Consider the following 19793-nt stretch of genomic DNA (forward strand, 5'->3'; position numbering starts at 1 on the left):
CGAACACCCTCGTCCTCACTGCGCCGTGCCTGGCGCACCGGGTGCCGCGCCCTCGCTGAGCAGGTGCTCGGCATCGATGCGGTCGAAGTGATAGCGCTGCGCGCAGAACTCGCAGACCACCTCGATCTCGTCGCCGCGGGCGACCAGCGCCGCCTCCACCTCGTCGCGGCCGAGCGAGCGCAGCATCGACGTGACCCGCTCGCGGCTGCAGCTGCAGCCGAACGCCAGCGGGCGCGGCTGGAACAGGCGCACCGACTCCTCGTGGTAGAGCCGGTACAGCAACTGCTCCGGCGCGACGGCCAGCAGTTCCTGCGCGCCCAGGGTGGCGGTCAGGTGCACCACGCGATTCCACGCATCGTCGTCCCGCACGGCATCGCGACCGCCTTCGCCCGGCATCTTCTGCAGCATCAGGCCAACCGCATGTTCGCCGTCGGCGGCCAGCAGGATCCGCGCCGGCAATTGTTCGGACTGCACGAAATAGTCTTCCAGCGAACCGGCCAGGTCGGCGTGCCGCAAGTCGACCAGGCCCTGGTAACGCTGGCCGCGATCCACGTTGCCGATGGTGATCGCCATGATCGCGTCGGCCAGCGCATCCAGCGCCAGCGGCGCGGACAGCGGTTCGTTCCAGCGCGCCAGGCCGCGCAGGCGGCCCTGGTCGCTGCACTCGGCGAACAGCAGGCGCAACGCGTCCGAACTCTTCAGCTCGATCGACAGCGCGCCGTCCAGCTTGATGTTGCCGGTCAAGAGCGCGCTGGCGGCCAGCGCCTCGCCCAGCAGGGCATGCAGCGCCAGCGGGTAATCGGCGCGGCCGGCCACTTCGCGCCAGGCCGGTCCCAGCCGCACCAGGGTGCCGCGCACGCCGACGCGTTCCAGCAGGAATCGGTGCAGCACGTCTTCGACAGGCAGATTTTCCACGGCGAATGTTCTCTTTAAAGTCAGGCGGAACAGATGGGGACGCGGCCGCGCCGGAACAACGCCCCTTATACTGCCCGCATCTTCCCACGCGTACCGCCATGCCCTCTCCGTTCCGCCGCGTTCCGCTGGTTCGTCTGTTGCGCTCGCTGGCGATCCTGCTGCTCGCATGGCTGGCGCTGAGCTGGCTGGTGGTGTTGGTGCTGCGCTTCGTGCCGCCGTGGACATCGGCGGTGATGATGGAGCGCCAGCTCGGCGCGTGGATCCACGGCGAGAAGGACTTCCGGCTGCGCCAGCACTGGGTGCCGTGGACGCAGGTGTCGGCCTGGGTGCCGCTGGCGATGGTGGCCGGCGAGGACCAGAAGTTTCCCTACCACCACGGCTTCGACCTCGACTCCATCCAGGACGCGCTCGACGCCGCCGACGACGGCAGACGCCTGCGCGGCGCCAGCACGATCAGCCAGCAGACCGCCAAGAACCTGTTCCTGTGGAACGGCCGCAGCTTCGTGCGCAAGGGGCTGGAGGCGTACTTCACCGTGCTGATCGAGCTGACCTGGCCGAAGCGGCGCATCCTCGAGGTGTACATGAACATCGCCGAGCTGGGCAACGGCGTGTACGGCGTGGGCGCGGCCAGCGAGGCGTACTTCCACACCACGCCGGCGCGGCTCGGTCCGGCCCAGGCCGCCCGCCTGGCCGCGGTGCTGCCCAGTCCGCGGCGCCTGCATGCGGACCGGCCCAGCGCCTACGTGCAACGCCGCGCGGACTGGATCCAGCGGCAGATGTACCAGCTCGGCGGCCCCGCCTATATCGAAGGCCGCGTGCCGCCGCGCGCACCGCGCTGACCACTGCGCGGCCGGTTCACAACTTTGCTACACGCCGACACGATGGCGGCGCTAGACTCGCCCCAGACGGCCCGCCCGGGCCGCTGGGAGACCCAAGCATGAGCCAGGTCAAACATCTGCTGCAGGGCAAGGGCAACGCAATCTACAGCATTGCACCGGATGCGCCCGTACTCGAGGCGATCAAGCACATGGCCGAGCACCGGATCGGCGCGTTGCTGGTGATGCACGGCGAGCAGCTGGTCGGCGTCATGTCCGAACGCGACTACGCGCGCAAGGTGATCCTGCAGGGCCGCTCCTCGTCGCAGACCGCCGTGTCCGACATCATGAGCGGCAACCCGCTGACCGTCGGCCCGGATACCGACGTGTTCGACTGCATGCGCCTGTGCACCGACAGCCGCATCCGCCACCTGCCGGTGGTGCAGGACGGCAAGGTGGTCGGGGTGATCTCGATCGGCGATCTGGTCAAGGCGGTGATCGACGCGCAGGCCGAACAGATCGAGCACCTGCAGCGCTACATCACGAGCTGAGATTCGCGATTCGGCTCGCGCAGGCAGGATGCCGGAGCGAACATCGGCGAAGCCGATGGCCCGCAGGGCGAGCCGCGGACGCGGCAAGTCATTCGGGATTCGGGAAAGCATCGACTCAAACCGATGCTTTCGCAGCTCCGTCCACGGGCGCGTGCTCGTCCGGCGCCAGGTCGGGCGACCAGCCGGCGCGCCTGGCCACCATCGCCGCCAGCGAGGCCACGCCGACACCGGCCAGGGCCAGACCGCCGATGCCCCAACCCAGCCCGCGCAAGCCGCTCACCGCACTGGTCACCACCAGGTCGCCGAAGCGCCACACCGCCGTCTCGACGAAATTCTTGCCCTTGTAGCGCGTCTCGCGCGGCACCCGCGTATACAGCGCATCCACCGCCGGCTTGGTCATGCCGTAGGCGAAGCCACGCGTGATCACCTGCATCACCGCCAGCAGGGGGACGCCGTAGCCGAACATCGCCAGGTCGCCGCCGCCGAGCAGTGCTACCGCGCCCAGCAGCGCCACGTTCACCAGCGCGGGCAGCAGCAGGCCCCAGCCGGCGCCGTGGCGAATCAGCAGCCAGCGGGTCAGGCTCAGCTGCAGCAGCGCGCCGAGCAGGTTGGTGGCCAGGTCGAGGTCGTTGTAGAACGCCGTGCGCGCCACCGCATCGGTGAAATGCGCCTTCGCATAGTCCGCCACCAGCGCATAGGCCAACGTGCCGATGCCATCGCCGAACAACATCAGCAACGCCATGTAACGCAGAAACGGACGCGACCACAGCTCCTTGATCCCGGTCCACAGCGAGCCGCCGACCGCCTCCTCGCCCCGGCTGCCCGGCTGGCGGTCATGCCGCGTGGAGAGCCGCAGCAGCAACGCCAGCGCCAGCGCCAACGCCAGCGCCGAGACCACCAGCAGCGGCGCCACCCCGATCAGCCGCACCAACAGCTTGGTCACCAGCGGGCCAAAGACCGCGCCGCCCATGCCACCCAGCGCGATCAGCGAGAACACCTGCCGCGCCTGACCGCTGGAGAAAATGTCGGCCATGAAGCTCCAGAACAGCGACACCACGAACAGGTTGAACACGCTGGCCCAGACGAAGAACACCACGCCCAGCTCACGCGCACCGATGCGGTCCTGCGCCGCAAATGCGGGCACGAACGCGAGCAGGCACAGGATGAAAAAGCTGTAGCTCCAGCCGAGCAATTGCCTGCGCCGAAAGCGCGCCACCAGCATGCCGAACAGCGGCGTCAGCAACAGCATCACCACGAACACCGCGCCGTAGAACAGCGGCAGCGACTGCGAGCCGACTGCGCCGCTCAGCTGGCCCATGACCGGCCGGATGATGTAGTACGAGGTCATGACGAAGAAGAACGCCAGCGCCGACAGCATCGGCGCGGCGGCTTGTTCCACTACGGCTTGGCGGGGCAAACTCACGGGCACATCCAGCGTGGGGCGCGGCAAGCCTAGCATGCGGCCATGTCCATCCAGCGAAGCGTGGGAAAGCCTTGAACCACTACGACTACGTCATCGTGGGTGCCGGCTCGGCCGGCTGCGTGCTGGCCAACCGGCTCAGTGCCGACCCGGCCGCACGCGTGCTGCTGCTGGAAGCCGGCCCCCCGGACTGGAACCCGCTGATCCACATGCCCGCCGGCATCGCCCGGCTGGCCAACAACCGCGCGCTCAACTGGAACTACCGCACCGAGCCGGAGCCCGCACTCAATCAGCGCCGCCTGTGGTGGCCGCGCGGGCGCACCCTGGGCGGCTCCAGCGCGATCAACGCGATGTGCTACATCCGCGGCGTGGCGGCCGACTACGACCGCTGGGCCGAGGCCAGCGGCGATCCGCGCTGGTCATGGCGCGAAGTGCTGCCGTGGTTCCTGCGCAGCGAGGACAACAGCCGCGGCGCCAGCGCGCTGCACGGCACGGGCGGCCCGCTCGGCGTTGCCGACCTGCGCCATCACAACGTGCTGTCGGAGGCCCTGATCGATGCCGCCCAGACCGCCGGCTTCCCTCGCAATGACGACTTCAACAGCGAGCAGCAGGCCGGCTTCGGGCTGTACCAGGTGACCCAGCGCAACGGCACGCGCTGCTCCAGCGCGACGGCGTTCCTGAAGCCCGCGCGCCAGCGCGACAACCTGCACGTGCGCACGCATGCGCTGGTCGAGCGCGTGCTGATCGAGCACGGCCGCGCCGTCGGCGTGCAATTGCGCCGCGGCCGGCACGACGCCGAACGGATCGAGGCGGGCGAGGTGATCCTGGCGGCGGGCACGATCAACACGCCGCAACTGCTGATGCTGTCCGGGCTCGGCTCGGCCGACCATCTGCGCGAGCACGGCATCACGGTGATCGCCGACGTGCCCGACGTCGGCGCCAACCTGCAGGATCACCTGGACATCTGCACGCTCGACGGCAACCCGGGCAAGGTCAGCTACGACCATCTCAACGAACTGGCCACCGGCCTGCGCTGGCTGCGCCACCGCGACGGCCCCGGCAGCTCCAACGTGGCCGAGGCCGGCGGCTTCGTGCGCAGCCGCTTCGCCGGCGACGAACGCTGCGACCTGCAGTTCCACTTCGTGCCCGCGCTGCTCGACGACCACGGCCGCCATCGCCTGCCCGGCTACGGCTACACCTTGCACGCCTGCTACCTGCATCCGCACAGCCGCGGACGCTTGCACCTGCACTCGGCTGACCCGGCGCAGCCGATTGCGATCCATGCCGATTACCTGGGCGACCCGGAGGGCCACGATTTGAAAATGATGGTCGAGGCGGCGCGGCTGTCGCGCGAAATCCTCGACCAGGCGGCGTTCGCGCCGTACCGCGGCGCGCCGGTGTTCCCCGAGCGGCGCATCGCCACCGATGCCGAGTACGCCGACTTCATCCGGCGCAAGGCGGAAACCATCTATCACCCGGTCGGCACCTGCCGCATGGGCAGCGACGACCGCGCGGTGGTCGACAGCGAACTGCGCGTGCGCGGCGTGGACGGCCTGCGCGTGGTCGACGCCTCGGTGATGCCGAGCCTGCCCAGCGGCAACACCAACGCGCCCACCATCATGATCGCCGAGCGCGCCAGCGCCTTGATCCGCGGCGAAGCCTGAGCGCGCGATTACGCCGGCAGCGGGCAGTGCAGGCTGGCGCAGATCACCCGCAGCAGTTCGGCCTCGGCCACGCTGACCTCGCCATCGGCGTGGATCGCGCTGGCCAGGCCCTGGATCAGCACTTCCTTGGCGGGCGGCATCAGTCCGTCCAGCTCGTCCAGCGCGCGTTCGAACGGGAGCTGCCACGCCGACGGCAGCGGCGGCCAGGCCAGCGCCGCACCGGGGAACACCTGCTGCATCGCCAGCAGCCACGCGCGCCGCGCCGCAGCTTCGTCGGCCGCACCATGCCGCGCGACCACGGCGCAGACCAGCACCACGCTGTCGCGGCAGGCCGGCAATTTTTTCAGGCCGTCCACCGGCGCACGCCGTGGCTGCCGCGCTTCGAGCAACTGCAGGCGCAGCAGGCGGGTCAGGCAGTACTCGTCCAGGTCGACCCGGCCATCCACACGCACCAGCGCATCGAGCGTATCCAGCAAGGTCTGCTGTCGCCCCCGCGGCAGTTGTTTCAACGCGGGAAACGCCAGCGCCGCCAGCGGCAGCCGAGACTCGGGCGGCAACGCTTCCACCTCGGCGAAGCTGGCCGCGGCGGCCTGCTGCACATCGTCACCGAAGGCATCGGCGACCAGTCGCCGCTGGCGCGGCTGCAGTGCCGACTGCGCCGACAGCGCCAGCGCCAACAGCACCGGCAGCGCCGAATCCGGCTGCTGTACGGCTTCGTTCAAGGCCGCCGGCAAGCCTTGCCGCAGCGCCGCGGCACGCTGGAATGTCGAGGCACCTGCAGCCGCGGCCTGGGCCGCAACCACCGCGCCCGCCAACGCGGCCGGTAATGGCGGCGGCACGGCAGCACGGCCCGGCACGTCCAGCGAACTTGCCGCCTGGTTCGCCACAGACGCCTCGGCAACTGCCTGCCGCAACGACACCGCCAGCCGGGCCAGTTCCTCCTCGCGGAAACCGGGCTCGAGCGCACGGATGCGCTGCAGCAGCGGCGGATGCGTGGCGAACAGCGCATTGAACGCGCCGGCCTCGCCGAACAGCATGTGCGCCACTTCCTGCTTGTTCGTCACCTGCAGGGTGGAGCCTTCGGCGAAGATCGCGATCTTCTTCAGCGCGCCGGCGATGCCGTCGGTCTGGCGGGTGAACTGCACCGCCGAAGCATCCGCCAGCGATTCGCGCGAACGCGCCACCGCGGCCTGGATCAGCCGCCCGAAGAAATAGCCGATGTAGCCGACCGCCATCAGCGCCAGCCCGATCAGCCACACCTGGCCGCCACCCCGGCGGTTGCCGCTGCCGCCGAACCAGATCACCCGGCGTCCCACGATCGCCAGCACCAGGATGCCGAACAGCAGGCCCATCAGGCGGATGTTGAGCCGCATGTCGCCGTTCAGCACGTGGCTGAACTCGTGCGCGATCACGCCCTGCAACTCGTCGCGACTGAGCCTGTCGAGGCAGCCCCGGGTCACGCACACTGCAGCGTCGGAGGCCGAATAGCCGGCGGCGAATGCATTGATGCCCGCTTCGTCGGCCATCAGGTAGATGTCCGGCACCGGCACGCCCGCCGCAATGGCGACTTCCTCGATCACGTTGCGCAGCCGGCGCAGCTGCGGGTCGCGGGTATCCGGCGGCACCGGCACCGCCCCCACGCTTTCGGCCACCGCCTTGCCGCCGCCGGACAGGCTCATGATGCGGAACAGCGAACTGAGTCCGATCCCGGCGATGACCGCGGCGCTGCTGGCGAACAGCAACGGCAGGTTCGACGCGGCCGGCTCGCCCTCGACCGGATGATGGCCCATGGCGAGCCAGACCACCGCGTCGATCGCCGCCACGATCGCCACCACCGCCAGCACGAACAACACCACCAGCCGCCGGCTGCTGCCGCGCACGCGCGCCTGTTGCGCAAAGAAATCCATGGAGGCTCCCGGGTGGCGCCACGGCATGCGCCGCGGCGCCACGGCGATCAGCTGAAGGAAACCTTCGGCACGTCGCGCACGGCCGGGTTCTCGATCTGCAGCGGCTCGGCCGCGGCGAAGCCGAAGCTGTTCGCCACGAACGAGGCGGGAAAGACCTCGCGCTTGTTGTTGTAGGTCAGCACCGAGTCGTTGTACGCCTGGCGCGCGAACGCCACCCGGTTTTCCGTGGAGGTCAGCTCTTCGGAGAGCTGCATCATGGTCTGGTTCGCCTTCAGGTCGGGATAGGCCTCCTGCAGCGCGAACAAATGGCCCAGAGTCTGGGTCAAAGCATTTTCACTGCTGGCCAGCTGCTGCATCGCGGCCGGATCGCCCGGGTGGGCCTTCGCACCGGCCAGCCCGCTGACCGCCGCGTTGCGCGCCTGCACCACCGCCTCGAGCGTGCCGCGTTCGTGCGCGAGGTAGCCCTTGGCCGTCTCGACCAGGTTCGGAATCAGGTCGTGGCGCCGGGTGAGCTGGACGTCGATCTGCGCAAACGCGTTCTTGTAGCCGTTGCGCGAGGTGACCAGTCCGTTGTAGATCGCCACGAAGTACAAGACAATCAGGACAACAACAATCAGAAAAATGATCAGACCCATCGTCGAGTTCTCCACCCTGAGGCGCATCCCCACGCCGGAACCACGCCAGAATACCATGCAGTTTCATAAGATCTTCTTGCTGATCGCGGGCGCACTGGGGTTGGCCTGCACGCCGGTCTGCGCCAACGCGCGCACCGCTTCCCCGGCTCCCGACCCGTCGTCGGTCAGCGTCGGCAACGCACCGCAGAAACTGCCGTCGCCGCGCGTCAAGCAGACCCTCGCGGACTACCAGCGATGGCTGAACCGCCTTGCCCAGCGCGATGCCGTCGCCGGCCTGGCCACCGCCGTGGTGATCGACGGCAAGGTGGTCTACGAAGGCACTGTCGGCTATGCCGACACCGCCACCAAACAGCCGATCACGCCGGACACCGTGTTCCGCCTCGCCTCGCTGTCGAAGGCGTTCGCCGCCGCCATCGCCGGCCTGCTGGTCGACGACGGCAAGCTGGGCTGGAACACGAAGCTGGTCGACGTGCTGCCGTACTTCAAGCTGAAGGACATGCAGGCCGCCGCACAGGCCACCGTCGGCGACATCCTGGGACAGCGGCTCGGCCTGCCGCGCAACACTTACGACAACATGCTCGAGGGCGACACCTCGTACGAAGAGCTGGTGCGCAAGCTGGACGAGGTCGACATGGTCTGCGGCGTGGGCCAGTGCTACGGCTACCAGAACGTCGCCTTCAGCATGATCGGCGACGTAGTGCTCGCGCGCACCGGCGACTTCTTCTATCATCAGGTCGACAAGCGCATCTTCTATCCGCTGGGCATGAGCACGGCCAGCTACGGCCGCGCCGCGCTGGAATCCAGCAAGAGCTGGGCGCGCCCGCACCGCGCCACCAGCCGGGGTTGGGTGCCGTTCGAGCCGAACGAAACCTACTACCGGGTCGCGCCGGCGGCCGGCGTCAACGCCAGCCTGCGCGACATGGAGAAATGGCTGATCGCCCAGATGGGCGGCCGCCAGGACGTGCTGCCCACCTCGCTGCTGGACGTGCTGCACACGCCCGGCGTCGCCACGCCCAGCGAACTGCACGCCACCGCCTGGCGCAGCGGACGCCTGACCGCCGCACACTACGCGCTGGGTTGGCGGGTCTATGAATACGGCGGCGAAACCCTGATCTATCATGCCGGCGCCGTGGCCGGCTATCGCACCATGATCGGTTTCTTCCCGAAGTACCGCGCCGGGGTGGTCACACTGTGGAATTCCACCGGCCCCACCCCCAGTGGACTGATGCCGATGGTGTTCGACGACCTGCTGGGCCTGCCGCACGTGGACTGGGCCCACATCGAAGGCCCCGCCAAGCCGGCAGCGAAGCCCCGGGCGAAATCCCGGCCGCGGGCGCATCGCCGCACGCCACGCCACCGCTGAGCCCGCAGCCGCCCAAAAGAAAGCGGCGCATGCGAAACATGCGCCGCCCCGGTTGCCGCAGTCACGCCGCGATCAGAGTTTGAACTCGATCCGCTGCTGCTTGACGCTGGACACGGCCGTGCCGTCCTTCATCGCCGGATTGAAGCGATAGCGCTCCACCGCGTCGATGGCGGCACGATCGAAAACGTGACGCGGCTGCGACTCGACCACCTTCACGTCGCTGGTCTTGCCATCGGGATCGACCGTGAACGACACCACCACCCAGCCTTCCTGGCGTGCCCGCATCGCCGCCGTGGGGTAACGCGCCGGGGAACCCTTCACCAGCACCGCCGCCATGGTCGCGCCAGCCGCGCTGCCGCTGTCCGCACCCGCGGCATTGTCGCCGCCCGCCGCCGTATTCGCCGCGGCTTGCTGGCGCGGCTGTTGCGCCGCGCTCGCCTGCTCGGCCTTCTGCTGCTCGGCCAGCTGGGCCTTCTGCTGCTCGGCCAGCTTGTCCGCCGCCAGCTTGTCCGCCGCGGCCTTCTGGGCCGCGAGCTGGGCGGCCTTCTCCTGATCGAGCGCCAGCTGCTGTTGCTTGTCCAGCGTCTTGCGCTGGGCATCGAGCTTGGAACGGAGAATGGTCAAGGTGAAGTTGGCCGGGTCGGCCTTCGCCAGCAGATCGATCTGGCGCTGCGCTTCGCCGAAGTCGCGCGAGTTGATCGCCTGCTCGGCCGAGGTGGCGGCGAACGGGAACGTCTCGCGCAACGCATCGGAAGCCACCTTGTTGCCGGGTTCCTTTTCCAGCACGCGCAGATAGAACTCGAACGCATTGTTGCCGGCCGGCGCCAGGTAGCGCTGCTCGTTCATGGCGGTACGCGCCTCGGCAAGCAGCTGGTTGAGATCCATCGCCGCCACGTTGGCCGGCGGCGGCGCCGTCCGCGTCGCGGTGGAAACCGGCGTGGACGGATGGCCGCCCGAGTCGGCCATGACCAACTCCTGGTGCGGCTTGATGATCAGGAACCATGCGCCCACGGCGAGCAGGGCAAAGATGGCGATGATGGCAATGACCAGGGGCCGAACGGCCCCGCGCGCATGCCGGCGCGTATCAAGTATGTATCGGGTATCCATGGTCTCTCACTGAGTGTCGACAGATACCCGCGCTTTTTCCCCCTGTCCATCCAGGAGCAGTGAATCCCCCGGATTCACCGCGGCGCGGATGTGCAGAAGGTAACTCCAATGGCGCAGCACGGCAAATCGCGTGCGGAATCACGGCACCGGGCCGGAATCCGGCCCAGGGAGGCGGCACCGGGCAGCGGTGGAGATCGCCGAAAACACTGCGGGCAGCGCCGGCTTCGAAGGTCGCGGGGTGGATTCTCCGACCCCTGAAACGAAGCGTCCCGGCCAGGCCGGGACGAAGGCTTCTCGAAGTACTCTCCCCGCGCTGGGCACCGCGGGGAGAGAAGTCGATTGCTTGTCTTATTGTGGGTGTCGCTTGTCGTGTTGCTTGCAGCCTTACTTCTTCGCTTTGGCTTTCGCGGTCTTGGTGGCCTTCACCACCTTGGCCGGTGCAGCTTTCTTGGCGGCGGCCTTCTTCGGCGCAGCCTTCTTCGCGACCTTCTTCACAGCAGCTTTCTTGGCGGCTGCCGGCTTCTTGGCAGCCTTCTTGGCGGCCGGCTTCCTGGCAGCAGCCTTCTTGGCGGCCGGCTTCTTGGCAACCGGCTTCTTGGCGGCGGCCTTCTTCACGGCGGGTTTCTTGGCGGCGGCCTTCTTGGCGGCCGGTTTCTTTGCAGCGGATTTCTTGGCAGTGGCCATGGTTCGTCTCAGCTCCTCATCAGTTGGCAGTGGTTGCCCAGTAAAAGCGTGCAGGAACGCTTCGACCAACACGTCACTGTTGGTAGCGTGCCGAAGATTGTTCACTTGACGGTGGGTGCGCAAATCAGAAAGCCGCCGCAGGACATGCAGCGGAATCGAGACAGTGATCTTGCGTACTGCATTGGCCTTTTCACCGTGCTCGACATAGGGCTTGATGAATTTCGTTGTTGCCATAAAACGCATTCCCCGTGATCTGTTGCGAAAGCTATCCCCGAAGATTTCGGCTGTCAATTGATTTTAGTCATGAAATCAATCCGATCCACCCCGCCCCAAACCCGCCGGAGGCCTGCCGCGATAAGGCCTGAGGGGTGATCATTGGCATAATCAATTGGACGTCTATACGTCCAAATTTTATTTCAATGAAAAACATGAGATTCCTTGAAACCGTTGCGGCACAACGCTTTCAAGACACTCCTACGGTGATGATCCATCAGACGTCTGCTGCAGGGAGTCGCTCGATCAAGGTGCGTTCCGAGCCACCGAAAGGCTCCCGGCAGATGAACAGAACACGACTGAAATGAGCCGAACCCGCACCCCGGCGCACGCGAAAAATATCCGGCGCCTCGCCCCGTCCGCACCCCGGCAACGGCGCGAACGGGATGCGCGGCACTCCCGGGCCCTCATCGCCGATGGCGACCACGCGACGACATTTTGCACGCCATCACGTCGACGACGGCATGCATGCGCCATGCAGACATCGAGATGATTTCATCGGAAGGAACAGGGCGTCGCTCGCCCAGAAGCACGTCGTTCCGGCCGGCGCCGCCTGGGAAAACCGGATGGCTGCATGCACGACGCGGCGACACATTCCGCCCCCGAAAACGCTGCCGGCCGCACTGGGCGGCCGGCAAGGTCAGGCTGCGGTCAATCGCGACTCAGTGGTCTTCGTTCTCGACCAGTTCTTCGTAGTCGTTCGCGTCGAGCAGTTCGTCGAGCTCGGCGCGGTCGCTGGGACGCACCAGGAAGATCCAGCCTTCGCCGAAAGCGTCCTCGTTGATGGTCTCGGGCTTGTCGTTGAGCAGCTCGTTGACCTCGACGATCTCGCCGGAGACCGGCGAGTAGATGTCGGAAGCGGCCTTCACCGACTCCACCACGGCCGCACCGGCGCCCGCCTTCACGGCGGAACCGACTTCCGGCAGTTCCACGTAGACCAGGTCGCCGAGCTGACCCTGCGCGTGGTCGGAGATGCCCACCCGGACCAGGCCATCGTCTTCGACGCGGGCCCACTCGTGGGACTTGAGGAATTTCAGATCGCCGGGAATCTCGCTCATGATCGGGGTCCAGTCGTTTGGTTGGGTCAGGTTACAGGCGGTGATTCTAGCTACATCCGCCAATGGGAAGAATGTACCGCGGACGGCACACCGGCGCGACGGCGCTCAAATCCCTTCGCAAGGCTTGCCGTCGCGCACGAACGGGTATTTCACCAGGCGCACCGGCACCTCGCGGCCGCGGATGTCGACGCGCACGTCGCCCGGCTCGCCGACCGGAATGCGCGCGAACGCCACCGCCTTGTTCAGCGTCGGCGCAAAACTGCCGGAGAGGATCTCGCCCTCGCCGTTCGCGGTCAGCACCTTCTGGCCGTGGCGCAGCACGCCCTTGTCGTCCAGCACCAGGCCGACCATCACGCGCGGCACGCCGGCCGCCTTCTGCTGCTCCAGCGCGGCGCGACCGATGAAGTCGCGGCCCTCGTCCAGCGCGATGGTCCAGCCCAGGTTCGCCTCCCACGGCGTGACGCTCTCGTCCATGTCCTGGCCGTACAGGTTCATGCCCGCTTCCAGGCGCAACGTGTCGCGCGCGCCGAGGCCGGCCGGCGCCACGCCCGCGGCGGCCAGCGCCTCCCACAGCGCGATGGCATGTTCGGCCGGCACGATGATCTCGAAACCGTCCTCGCCGGTGTAGCCGGTGCGCGCCACGAACAGCGGCATGCCGTGCGGACCCTGCGCGGCGGCGGCACTGAACTTGCCGAGCTTCTCGATGCGCGGACGATCCACCTCGTGCAGCAGGCCAAGCACCTTGGCGCGCGCATGCGGGCCCTGCACCGCGATCATGGCGAACTCGGGGCGCTCCTTCACCTGCACGTCGAACGCCTTCGCCTGGCGCTCGATCCAGGCCAGATCCTTGGCGCGGGTGCCGGCGTTGACGACCAGCCGGAAAAACTCCTCGCCGAGGTAGTACACGATCAGGTCGTCGATCACCCCGCCGCGCTCGTCCAGCATGCACGAGTACAGCGCCTTGCCGTGCACCTTCAGCTTGTCGATATTGTTGGCCAGCAGGTGGCGCAGGAATTCCCGGGTGCGTGCGCCGTGCAGGTCGACCACGGTCATGTGCGAGACATCGAACATGCCGGCGTCGCGGCGCACCGCGTGATGTTCCTCGATCTGCGAGCCGTAGTTGATCGGCATGTCCCAGCCGCCGAAGTCGACCATGCGCGCGCCGAGCGCACGATGGGTGGCGTTGAGTATGGTCTTCTCGGTCATCGCGGCGGCGCCTTGCGGGGGAAAGTCCCGCATTATCGCCGCCGGCAGCGGGCAATCCAAGCCGTGCGCGGGCGACGACGACGCAGGATCAGCCGCGGGCGTGGCCGTCGATCCCGGCCAGCACCCGTGCCACAACCTGTTCGGCCAGCTGTTCGGCGTGCTGTCCGCCGCTCAGCAGGTGGATGTCCGGCGCCGCGGGCCGCTCGTACGGCGCGTCGATGCCGGTGAAGTTGCGGATCGTGCCGGCGCGCGCCTTGCGATAGAGGCCCTTGGGATCGCGCCGCTCGCATTCCTCCAGCGGCGCGTCCACGAACACTTCCATGAATTCCGCCGCCGCGAACAATTCGCGCGCCGACTGCCGCTCGCTGCGGTACGGCGAGATCGCGCTGACCAGCACGATCAGGCCGGCGTCCACCATCAGGTGCGCCACCTCGGCGATGCGGCGGATGTTCTCGACGCGATCCTCCGGGGTGAAGCCGAGATCCTTGTTGATGCCGTGGCGCACGTTGTCGCCGTCGAGCAGGTAGGTGTGGCAGCCCAGCGCGTGCAGACGGCGCTCGACCAGGTTCGCGATGGTGGACTTGCCGGCGCCGGACAGGCCGGTGAACCACAGGCACAGCGGCTGTTGCCCCTTGCTGGCGGCGCGCACGCCCTTGTCGATGTCGACGTGCTGCCAGTGCACGTTGGCCGAACGGCCCAGCGCGAAATCCAGCATGCCGCACGCCACCGTGGCGTTGCTCAGGCGATCGATCAGGATGAAGCCGCCGAGCGTGCGGTTGTCCGCATAGGCCTCGAACGCGATCTCGTCGTCCAGGCCCAGCGTGCAAGAGCCCACTTCATTCAGCGCCAGCTGCCGCGCGGCGAGCTTCGCCTGGCTGTTGACGTCCACCTTGTACTTGATCGACATCACCCGCGCGTTGACCGTGCGCGTGCCGAGCTTCAGCCAATACGTGCGGTTCGGCAGCAGCGCCGCGTCGCCCACCCACAGCAGGTGGCAGGCGAACTGGTCGGCCACCGGCGCCGGGCGCAGCGCATCGGCGATCACGTCGCCGCGGCTCACGTCGATCTCGCGGTCCAGGCACAGCGTCACCGCCTGGCCGTCCGCCGCGTGGGGCAGGTCGCCATCGGCGCCGACGATGCGGGCGATCCGCGCATGCTGCCCGCCCGGCTGCACCACGATCTCGTCGCCGCAGGCCACGCGGCCGCCGCAGACCGTACCGGCGTAGCCGCGGAACGACTGGTCGGGCCGGTTCACCCATTGCACCGGCATGCGGAAATCCGCCGCCCGGGCGGACGCCGCGTCAGCCGCCTCCAGCAGCTCCAGCAGGCTGGGGCCGCGGTACCAGCGCATGCGCGCGGAACGCACGCCCACGTTGTCGCCTCCCGGCGCAATCACCGGCAGGCACGCCACGCTGGCGATACCCAGCGTTTGCGCCAGCGCGCGGTAGGCTTCGCTGATCTCGCGGTAGACGGCCTCGTCGCAATCGACCAGATCCATCTTGTTCACCGCCAGCACCACCTGACGGATGCCGAGCAGGCTGCATATATAGGTGTGCCGGCGAGTCTGCGGCAGCAGGCCCTTGCGCGCGTCCACCAGCACCACCGCCAGCTCGGCGTTGGAGGCGCCGGTGGCCATATTGCGCGTGTACTGCTCGTGTCCGGGGCAGTCGGCCACGATAAAGCTGCGCCGCGCGGTGTGGAAGTAGCGGTAAGCCACGTCGATGGTGATGCCCTGCTCCCGCTCGGCGTCCAGCCCATCGGTGAGCAAGGCAAAGTCCAGCGCATCGCCGGCGTCGGCATGCAGCCGCCGGCTGTCACGCGCCAGCGCGGCGAGCTGGTCGTCCGGCACCGTGCCGGCGTCGTACAGCAAGCGGCCGAGCAGCGTGCTCTTGCCATCGTCCACGCTGCCGCAGGTGATGAAGCGCAGCAGGCCCTTGCCAGCATCGAGGGTGATCGGTGCGGCCATCAGAAATAGCCCTCCTGCTTCTTGCGTTCCATCGATGCGGTGGGGTCGTGGTCGATCACCCGGCCCTGTCGCTCGGAACTGCGCGAGTCGGCCATTTCCCGAATGATCTTGTCCAGCGTATCGGCGCTGGATTCGACCGCGCCGGTGAGCGGGTAGCAGCCCAGCGTGCGGAAGCGCACCTCCCGCATTTCCACCGCCTCGCCCTCGCGCAGCGTGAAGCGTTCGTCGTCCACCATGATCAATGCGCCATCGCGCGCCACCACCGGGCGCGGCTTCGCAAAGTACAGCGGCACCACCTCGATGCCCTCGCGCTGGATGTACAGCCACACGTCCATCTCGGTCCAGTTGGACAGCGGGAACACCCGCACGCTCTCGCCCTTGCGGATGTGCGTGTTGAAGGTGTGCCAGAACTCCGGCCGCTGGCGCTTCGGATCCCAGCGGTGCTGCGCGTTGCGGAACGAGAAGATGCGCTCCTTGGCGCGCGACTTCTCCTCGTCGCGCCGCGCGCCGCCGATCGCAGCGTCGAACCCGTACTGGTCCAGTGCCTGCTTCAGCGCCTGGGTCTTCATCACGTCGGTGTGCACCGTGGCACCGTGGGTCAGCGGCGTGATGCCCTGGCGCACGCCGTCCTGGTTGACGTGCACCAGCACCTGCACGTCGCCGGCCGCCGCCACCCGGTCGCGGAACGCGATCATCTCGCGGAACTTCCACGTCGTGTCGACGTGCAGCAACGGCATCGGCGGCCGCGCCGGATGGAACGCCTTGCGCAGCAGGTGCAGCAGCACCGAGGAATCCTTGCCGATCGAATACAGCATCACCGGATGGCGGAAGCTGGCCACCACCTCGCGGAAGATGTGGATGCTTTCCGCCTCGAGTTCGTCGAGATGCGTTTGCGATTGCGGGAATGCGACCGTCATGCCATCGGAGACTTGAAAGAAGTTGGCGGCGACAAACTGGCGCCGCGTTCAACCCGGCATGTTACGCGATCCTCAGGGGATCACCGGATACGTCGGCTCGACATCGAGCGTGGCCGCGCACACCGAGGCCAGCTCCAGCAGGCGCAGGTCCGAGCCGCGTGCGCCGACCAGTTGCAGGCCCACCGGCAGGCCGTTCGGCAGCGTGCCCATCGGCAGGCTCACCGCCGGGCAACCGGCCAGGCTGGCGAAGCTGGTGAGGTCGGCCTGCGAGTCGGGCACCGGGCCATCCAGCGGGAACGCGCCCTGCGGCGTGGTCGGCAGCACCAGCACGTCGACCTGGGAGAACAGCCGGCGCATCTTCAGCGTGGCCGCGTCGAGCACGCGGTCGGCCACCGCGTAGTCGGCCGCGCTCTTGCCGGCGGCGTAGCCGAGCAGGCGGCGGAAGCGCTCCGATACCGGATGCTCGGCATTGGCCAGATCCGCGGCGAAGGTGCCGAGCATCTCCGCTTCCATCAAGAGCAGGCCGGCGCGGCGGGTACGCGCGAAATCCCAGTCGGCGAAGTCGACCGTGCGGCGGTCGCCCAGCGCGTGCGGCAACTTCGCCATGGCCGCCTCGAACACCTCGATCACTTCCGGCTGCACGCCGACCGCGGCCAGGTCCGGCAGCAGGCCTGCGCGCAGGTTGCCCGGCTCCCAGTCCGGCAGCGCGAACGCGACCCGGCGCCGGCGCGAGCGTGCATCGTCGGCGTCGTAGCCGGCCAGCACCTGCAGCAGGACGGTGAGGTCGTCGGCGCTGCGCGCCAGCAGGCCGACCGCGTCGAGCCGGCGCGCCGCCGGCACCAGGCCGCGAGCGGAGATCTCGCCGTGCGTGGGCTTCAGCGCATACACGCCGCAATAGCTGGCCGGGATGCGGATCGAGCCGAGGCTGTCCGAACCCACCGCGGCCACCGCCAGGCCCGCGGCCACCGCGGCCGCCGCGCCGCCGGAGGAACCGCCGGCGGTGTAGCCGTGCCGGTGCGGATTGTGGGTGGCGCCGAAGTGCGGGTTGTCGGTGACGGCGCCCAGCGCGCCCTCGTCCATGTTGGTCTTGCCCAGCAGGATCGCGCCGGACGCACGCAGCCGCGCCACCACGTGCGCGTCTTCCTGCACCGGCTTGCCGCGGCCCGGCAGACCGACCCGGGTCGGCCAGCCGGCGATGTCGAAGTTGTCCTTCAGCGCCAGCGGAATGCCATCCAGCCGCCCGATCACGCCGTCGCGGCGGCGCCGGTCGGCCAACTGCGCCTGGTCCTGCAGCAAACCCGAGCGCTGGTCGACATAGGCATGCAGCGCGGGATCGATCCGCTCGATCGCCTGCTGGTAAGCGTCGGCCAGCGCCTGCGGCTGCACGCGACCCACCGCCAGCCAGTGCAGCAACTGGCACAGCGAGGCACGGCGCAGGTCGAGATCGGCGATCGGCGGCATCGAATTCATGAACACTCCCTTGGGTTGCCCCGATTATCGCCGCGTCCGGTGAAGCGATTGCAAGCGGTGGCGCAGCACGCGTTGCCGCACGGCGCCTGAAAACGGACAATGGCTGTCCGACCCATACCCTCACGCACGGCAGCCGCCTGCGCCTCCACCCAGCATCAGGGAGTCCGCCATGAGCGAACGCGAAACCATGGAATACGACGTTGTCGTCGTCGGCGCCGGTCCGGCCGGCCTGTCGTTCGCGATCCGCCTGAAGCAGCTGAAGCCGGAAGTGAGCGTGTGCGTGATCGAGAAGGCCTCGACCATCGGCGCGCAGATCCTGTCCGGCGCGGTGATCGAGCCGCAACCGCTGGACGCGCTGCTGCCGGGTTGGCGCGACCAGCCACCGCCCATTTGCGTGCCGGCCGGCGACGACGAATTCTGGCTGCTGTCGAAGACCGGCGGGCGCAAGATGATGGTGCCGCCGGGCATGCGCAACCACGGCAACTTCATCGTCTCGCTGGGCGCGATGTGCGCGTGGCTGGCGCCGCAGGCCGAGGCGCTGGGCGTGGACGTGTTTCCCGGCTTCGCCGCCGCCGACAACATCTACGATGAGGACGGTTCGGTCGCCGGCGTGCGCATCGGCGACATGGGCGTGGCGAAGGACGGCACGCACAAGCCCGGCTACACCGAAGGCATCGACATCAAGGCGAAGGTCACCGTGCTCGCCGAGGGCGCGCGCGGCAGCCTGACCAAGCAGCTGATCAAGCGCTTCAAGCTCGACGCCGGCAGCGACCCGCAAGGCTACTCGATCGGCATCAAGGAGCTATGGCAGCTGCCAGCCGGCCGCGTGACGCCGGGCAAGATCGTGCACAGCTTCGGCTGGCCCGCCGACACACATACTTATGGCGGCAGCTTCCTCTACCACCTGGACCAGGACCGCGTGGCGCTCGGCTACGTCAGCGGGCTCGACTACAGCGACCCGAACTACCAGCCGTGGGAAGCGTTCCAGCAGTGGAAGAACCACCCGATGATGAAACCGCTGCTGGAAGGCGGCACGATCCTCTCGGCCGGCGCGCGCGCGATCGTCACCGGCGGCTACCAGTCGCTGCCGAAATGCGAGATGCCAGGTGCGCTGCTGATCGGCGACACCGCCGGCCTGCTCAACGTGCCGAAGGTGAAAGGTACCCACCAGGCGATCAAGAGCGGCATGCTCGCCGCCGAGCACCTGGCCGCGAACGCGCTGAACCCGACCGGCTTCGACGCGAAACTGCGCGGTTCGGACGTGATGGCCGAGCTGAGGAAGGTGCGCAACATCAAGCCCGCATTCAAGAAGGGCCTGTGGTTCGGCATGCTCAACGCCGCCTGGGAAACCGTCACCGCCGGGCTGTCGCCGTGGACGCTGAAGAACAAGGCCGACTGGTCCAGCCTGCACAAGCTGGGCGCGCAGGAAGAACCGAAGCGCGACTACGTGCAACGCACGCTGGCTCCGCGCGATCGCCTGGCCGGCGTGTACTTCGCCGCCACCGAGCACGACGAGGACCAGCCGATCCACCTGCACGTGGCCGACACGAACATCTGCATCGACCAGTGCACCACCGAATACGGCAACCCGTGCACCCGCTTCTGCCCCGCCAGCGTCTACGAAATGGTCGAGGATGTGCATGCCGACGGAAGCAAGGGCCGCCGCCTGCAGATCAACGCGGCCAACTGCGTGCACTGCAAGACCTGCGACATCAAGGACCCGTACGAGATCATCACCTGGGTCACGCCGGAAGGCGGCTCCGGGCCGAATTACCAGAACCTGTGATGCGTGGCCCCACGCGCCACCGGAAACGTTCCGCAAGCCGGCTTGTGATCTCCCGG

At 68.1% G+C, this 19793-nt stretch carries 16 protein-coding genes; 5 read left to right on the forward strand and 11 right to left on the reverse strand.

Annotated features, from left to right (window positions below; translation table 11 throughout):
• Window positions 1-15: 15 nt before the first annotated feature.
• Window positions 16-915, reverse strand: coding sequence for an Hsp33 family molecular chaperone HslO (locus tag KK131_RS16420; protein ID WP_214557786.1), 900 nt, complete (start codon window positions 913-915; stop codon window positions 16-18).
• Between the two features lie 98 nt (window positions 916-1013).
• Between KK131_RS16420 and mtgA the strand changes: the two genes are divergently transcribed.
• Both mtgA and KK131_RS16430 read left to right on the forward strand, forming a co-directional pair.
• Complete coding sequence (gene mtgA / locus KK131_RS16425) at window positions 1014-1754, forward strand: monofunctional biosynthetic peptidoglycan transglycosylase (RefSeq protein ID WP_214557787.1); 741 nt, start codon at window positions 1014-1016, stop codon at window positions 1752-1754.
• Window positions 1755-1852: 98 nt separating this feature from the next.
• Window positions 1853-2281 (forward strand): CBS domain-containing protein, encoded by a 429-nt coding sequence (locus tag KK131_RS16430; RefSeq protein WP_214557788.1) that lies wholly within the window; start codon window positions 1853-1855, stop codon window positions 2279-2281.
• A gap of 115 nt (window positions 2282-2396) precedes the next feature.
• On the opposite strand, the gene KK131_RS16435 is transcribed toward KK131_RS16430, so the two are convergent.
• Window positions 2397-3659: an MFS transporter gene (locus KK131_RS16435; protein WP_214557872.1), complete on the reverse strand. Its 1263-nt coding sequence runs from the start codon at window positions 3657-3659 to the stop codon at window positions 2397-2399.
• A gap of 116 nt (window positions 3660-3775) precedes the next feature.
• Here KK131_RS16435 and KK131_RS16440 point away from each other — a divergent pair, with 116 nt between their 5' ends.
• Window positions 3776-5365, forward strand: coding sequence for a choline dehydrogenase (locus KK131_RS16440; protein WP_214557789.1), 1590 nt, complete (start codon window positions 3776-3778; stop codon window positions 5363-5365).
• Window positions 5366-5373: 8 nt separating this feature from the next.
• Here the strand turns inward: KK131_RS16440 and KK131_RS16445 are convergent, their stop codons facing one another.
• Window positions 5374-7272 (reverse strand): M48 family metallopeptidase, encoded by a 1899-nt coding sequence (locus KK131_RS16445; RefSeq protein WP_214557790.1) that lies wholly within the window; start codon window positions 7270-7272, stop codon window positions 5374-5376.
• 47 nt (window positions 7273-7319) lie between these two features.
• Window positions 7320-7907, reverse strand: coding sequence for a LemA family protein (locus KK131_RS16450; RefSeq protein ID WP_214557791.1), 588 nt, complete (start codon window positions 7905-7907; stop codon window positions 7320-7322).
• Between the two features lie 55 nt (window positions 7908-7962).
• Between KK131_RS16450 and KK131_RS16455 the strand changes: the two genes are divergently transcribed.
• Entirely contained in the window at window positions 7963-9270 is a 1308-nt protein-coding gene (locus KK131_RS16455; RefSeq protein ID WP_214557792.1) for a serine hydrolase domain-containing protein, read from the forward strand.
• Window positions 9271-9342: 72 nt separating this feature from the next.
• Here KK131_RS16455 and KK131_RS16460 read toward each other — a convergent pair whose 3' ends face one another.
• From KK131_RS16460 to KK131_RS16490, 7 genes are all read right to left on the reverse strand, one after another.
• On the reverse strand, window positions 9343-10377 hold the full coding sequence (locus KK131_RS16460; RefSeq protein WP_214557793.1) for an energy transducer TonB: 1035 nt from the start codon (window positions 10375-10377) through the stop codon (window positions 9343-9345).
• A gap of 384 nt (window positions 10378-10761) precedes the next feature.
• On the reverse strand, window positions 10762-11295 hold the full coding sequence (metJ, locus tag KK131_RS17765; RefSeq protein WP_214557794.1) for a met regulon transcriptional regulator MetJ: 534 nt from the start codon (window positions 11293-11295) through the stop codon (window positions 10762-10764).
• Window positions 11296-11996: 701 nt separating this feature from the next.
• Window positions 11997-12392 carry a glycine cleavage system protein GcvH gene (gene gcvH / locus KK131_RS16470; RefSeq protein WP_214557795.1) on the reverse strand — a complete coding sequence of 132 codons (396 nt, stop codon included), beginning with the start codon at window positions 12390-12392 and terminating at the stop codon, window positions 11997-11999.
• Between the two features lie 105 nt (window positions 12393-12497).
• A complete protein-coding gene (gene gcvT, locus KK131_RS16475) occupies window positions 12498-13598 on the reverse strand; it encodes a glycine cleavage system aminomethyltransferase GcvT (RefSeq protein ID WP_214557796.1) in 1101 nt (366 codons plus the stop codon).
• 88 nt (window positions 13599-13686) lie between these two features.
• A complete protein-coding gene (gene cysC, locus KK131_RS16480) occupies window positions 13687-15564 on the reverse strand; it encodes an adenylyl-sulfate kinase (protein WP_214557797.1) in 1878 nt (625 codons plus the stop codon).
• Complete coding sequence (cysD, locus tag KK131_RS16485) at window positions 15564-16481, reverse strand: sulfate adenylyltransferase subunit CysD (RefSeq protein ID WP_214557798.1); 918 nt, start codon at window positions 16479-16481, stop codon at window positions 15564-15566. Before cysD ends, cysC begins: the two co-directional genes overlap by 1 nt.
• Before the next feature lie 72 nt (window positions 16482-16553).
• Window positions 16554-17951, reverse strand: coding sequence for an amidase (locus tag KK131_RS16490; protein ID WP_214557799.1), 1398 nt, complete (start codon window positions 17949-17951; stop codon window positions 16554-16556).
• A 169-nt stretch (window positions 17952-18120) separates the two neighbouring features.
• On the opposite strand from KK131_RS16490, the gene KK131_RS16495 reads away from it, so the two are divergent.
• Window positions 18121-19737: an electron transfer flavoprotein-ubiquinone oxidoreductase gene (locus KK131_RS16495; protein WP_214557800.1), complete on the forward strand. Its 1617-nt coding sequence runs from the start codon at window positions 18121-18123 to the stop codon at window positions 19735-19737.
• Window positions 19738-19793 lie beyond the last annotated feature (56 nt).

It is taken from the genome of Rhodanobacter sp. LX-99 (genome assembly GCF_018599185.1).
Lineage (GTDB): Bacteria > Pseudomonadota > Gammaproteobacteria > Xanthomonadales > Rhodanobacteraceae > Rhodanobacter.

What these genes read in the sequence shown, in the direction of transcription:
- mtgA (WP_214557787.1), top strand. Translation starts at nt 1,014, where the DNA reads ATGCCCTCTCCGTTCCGCCGCGTTCCGCTGGTTCGTCTGTTGCGCTCG.
- KK131_RS16430 (WP_214557788.1), top strand. Translation starts at nt 1,853, where the DNA reads ATGAGCCAGGTCAAACATCTGCTGCAGGGCAAGGGCAACGCAATCTAC.
- KK131_RS16435 (WP_214557872.1), bottom strand. Translation starts at nt 3,659, where the DNA reads ATGCTGTCGGCGCTGGCGTTCTTCTTCGTCATGACCTCGTACTACATC.
- KK131_RS16445 (WP_214557790.1), bottom strand. Translation starts at nt 7,272, where the DNA reads ATGGATTTCTTTGCGCAACAGGCGCGCGTGCGCGGCAGCAGCCGGCGG.
- KK131_RS16450 (WP_214557791.1), bottom strand. Translation starts at nt 7,907, where the DNA reads ATGGGTCTGATCATTTTTCTGATTGTTGTTGTCCTGATTGTCTTGTAC.
- KK131_RS16455 (WP_214557792.1), top strand. Translation starts at nt 7,963, where the DNA reads ATGCAGTTTCATAAGATCTTCTTGCTGATCGCGGGCGCACTGGGGTTG.
- KK131_RS16460 (WP_214557793.1), bottom strand. Translation starts at nt 10,377, where the DNA reads ATGGATACCCGATACATACTTGATACGCGCCGGCATGCGCGCGGGGCC.
- metJ (WP_214557794.1), bottom strand. Translation starts at nt 11,295, where the DNA reads ATGGCAACAACGAAATTCATCAAGCCCTATGTCGAGCACGGTGAAAAG.
- gcvH (WP_214557795.1), bottom strand. Translation starts at nt 12,392, where the DNA reads ATGAGCGAGATTCCCGGCGATCTGAAATTCCTCAAGTCCCACGAGTGG.
- gcvT (WP_214557796.1), bottom strand. Translation starts at nt 13,598, where the DNA reads ATGACCGAGAAGACCATACTCAACGCCACCCATCGTGCGCTCGGCGCG.
- cysC (WP_214557797.1), bottom strand. Translation starts at nt 15,564, where the DNA reads ATGGCCGCACCGATCACCCTCGATGCTGGCAAGGGCCTGCTGCGCTTC.
- cysD (WP_214557798.1), bottom strand. Translation starts at nt 16,481, where the DNA reads ATGACGGTCGCATTCCCGCAATCGCAAACGCATCTCGACGAACTCGAG.
- KK131_RS16490 (WP_214557799.1), bottom strand. Translation starts at nt 17,951, where the DNA reads ATGAATTCGATGCCGCCGATCGCCGATCTCGACCTGCGCCGTGCCTCG.
- KK131_RS16495 (WP_214557800.1), top strand. Translation starts at nt 18,121, where the DNA reads ATGAGCGAACGCGAAACCATGGAATACGACGTTGTCGTCGTCGGCGCC.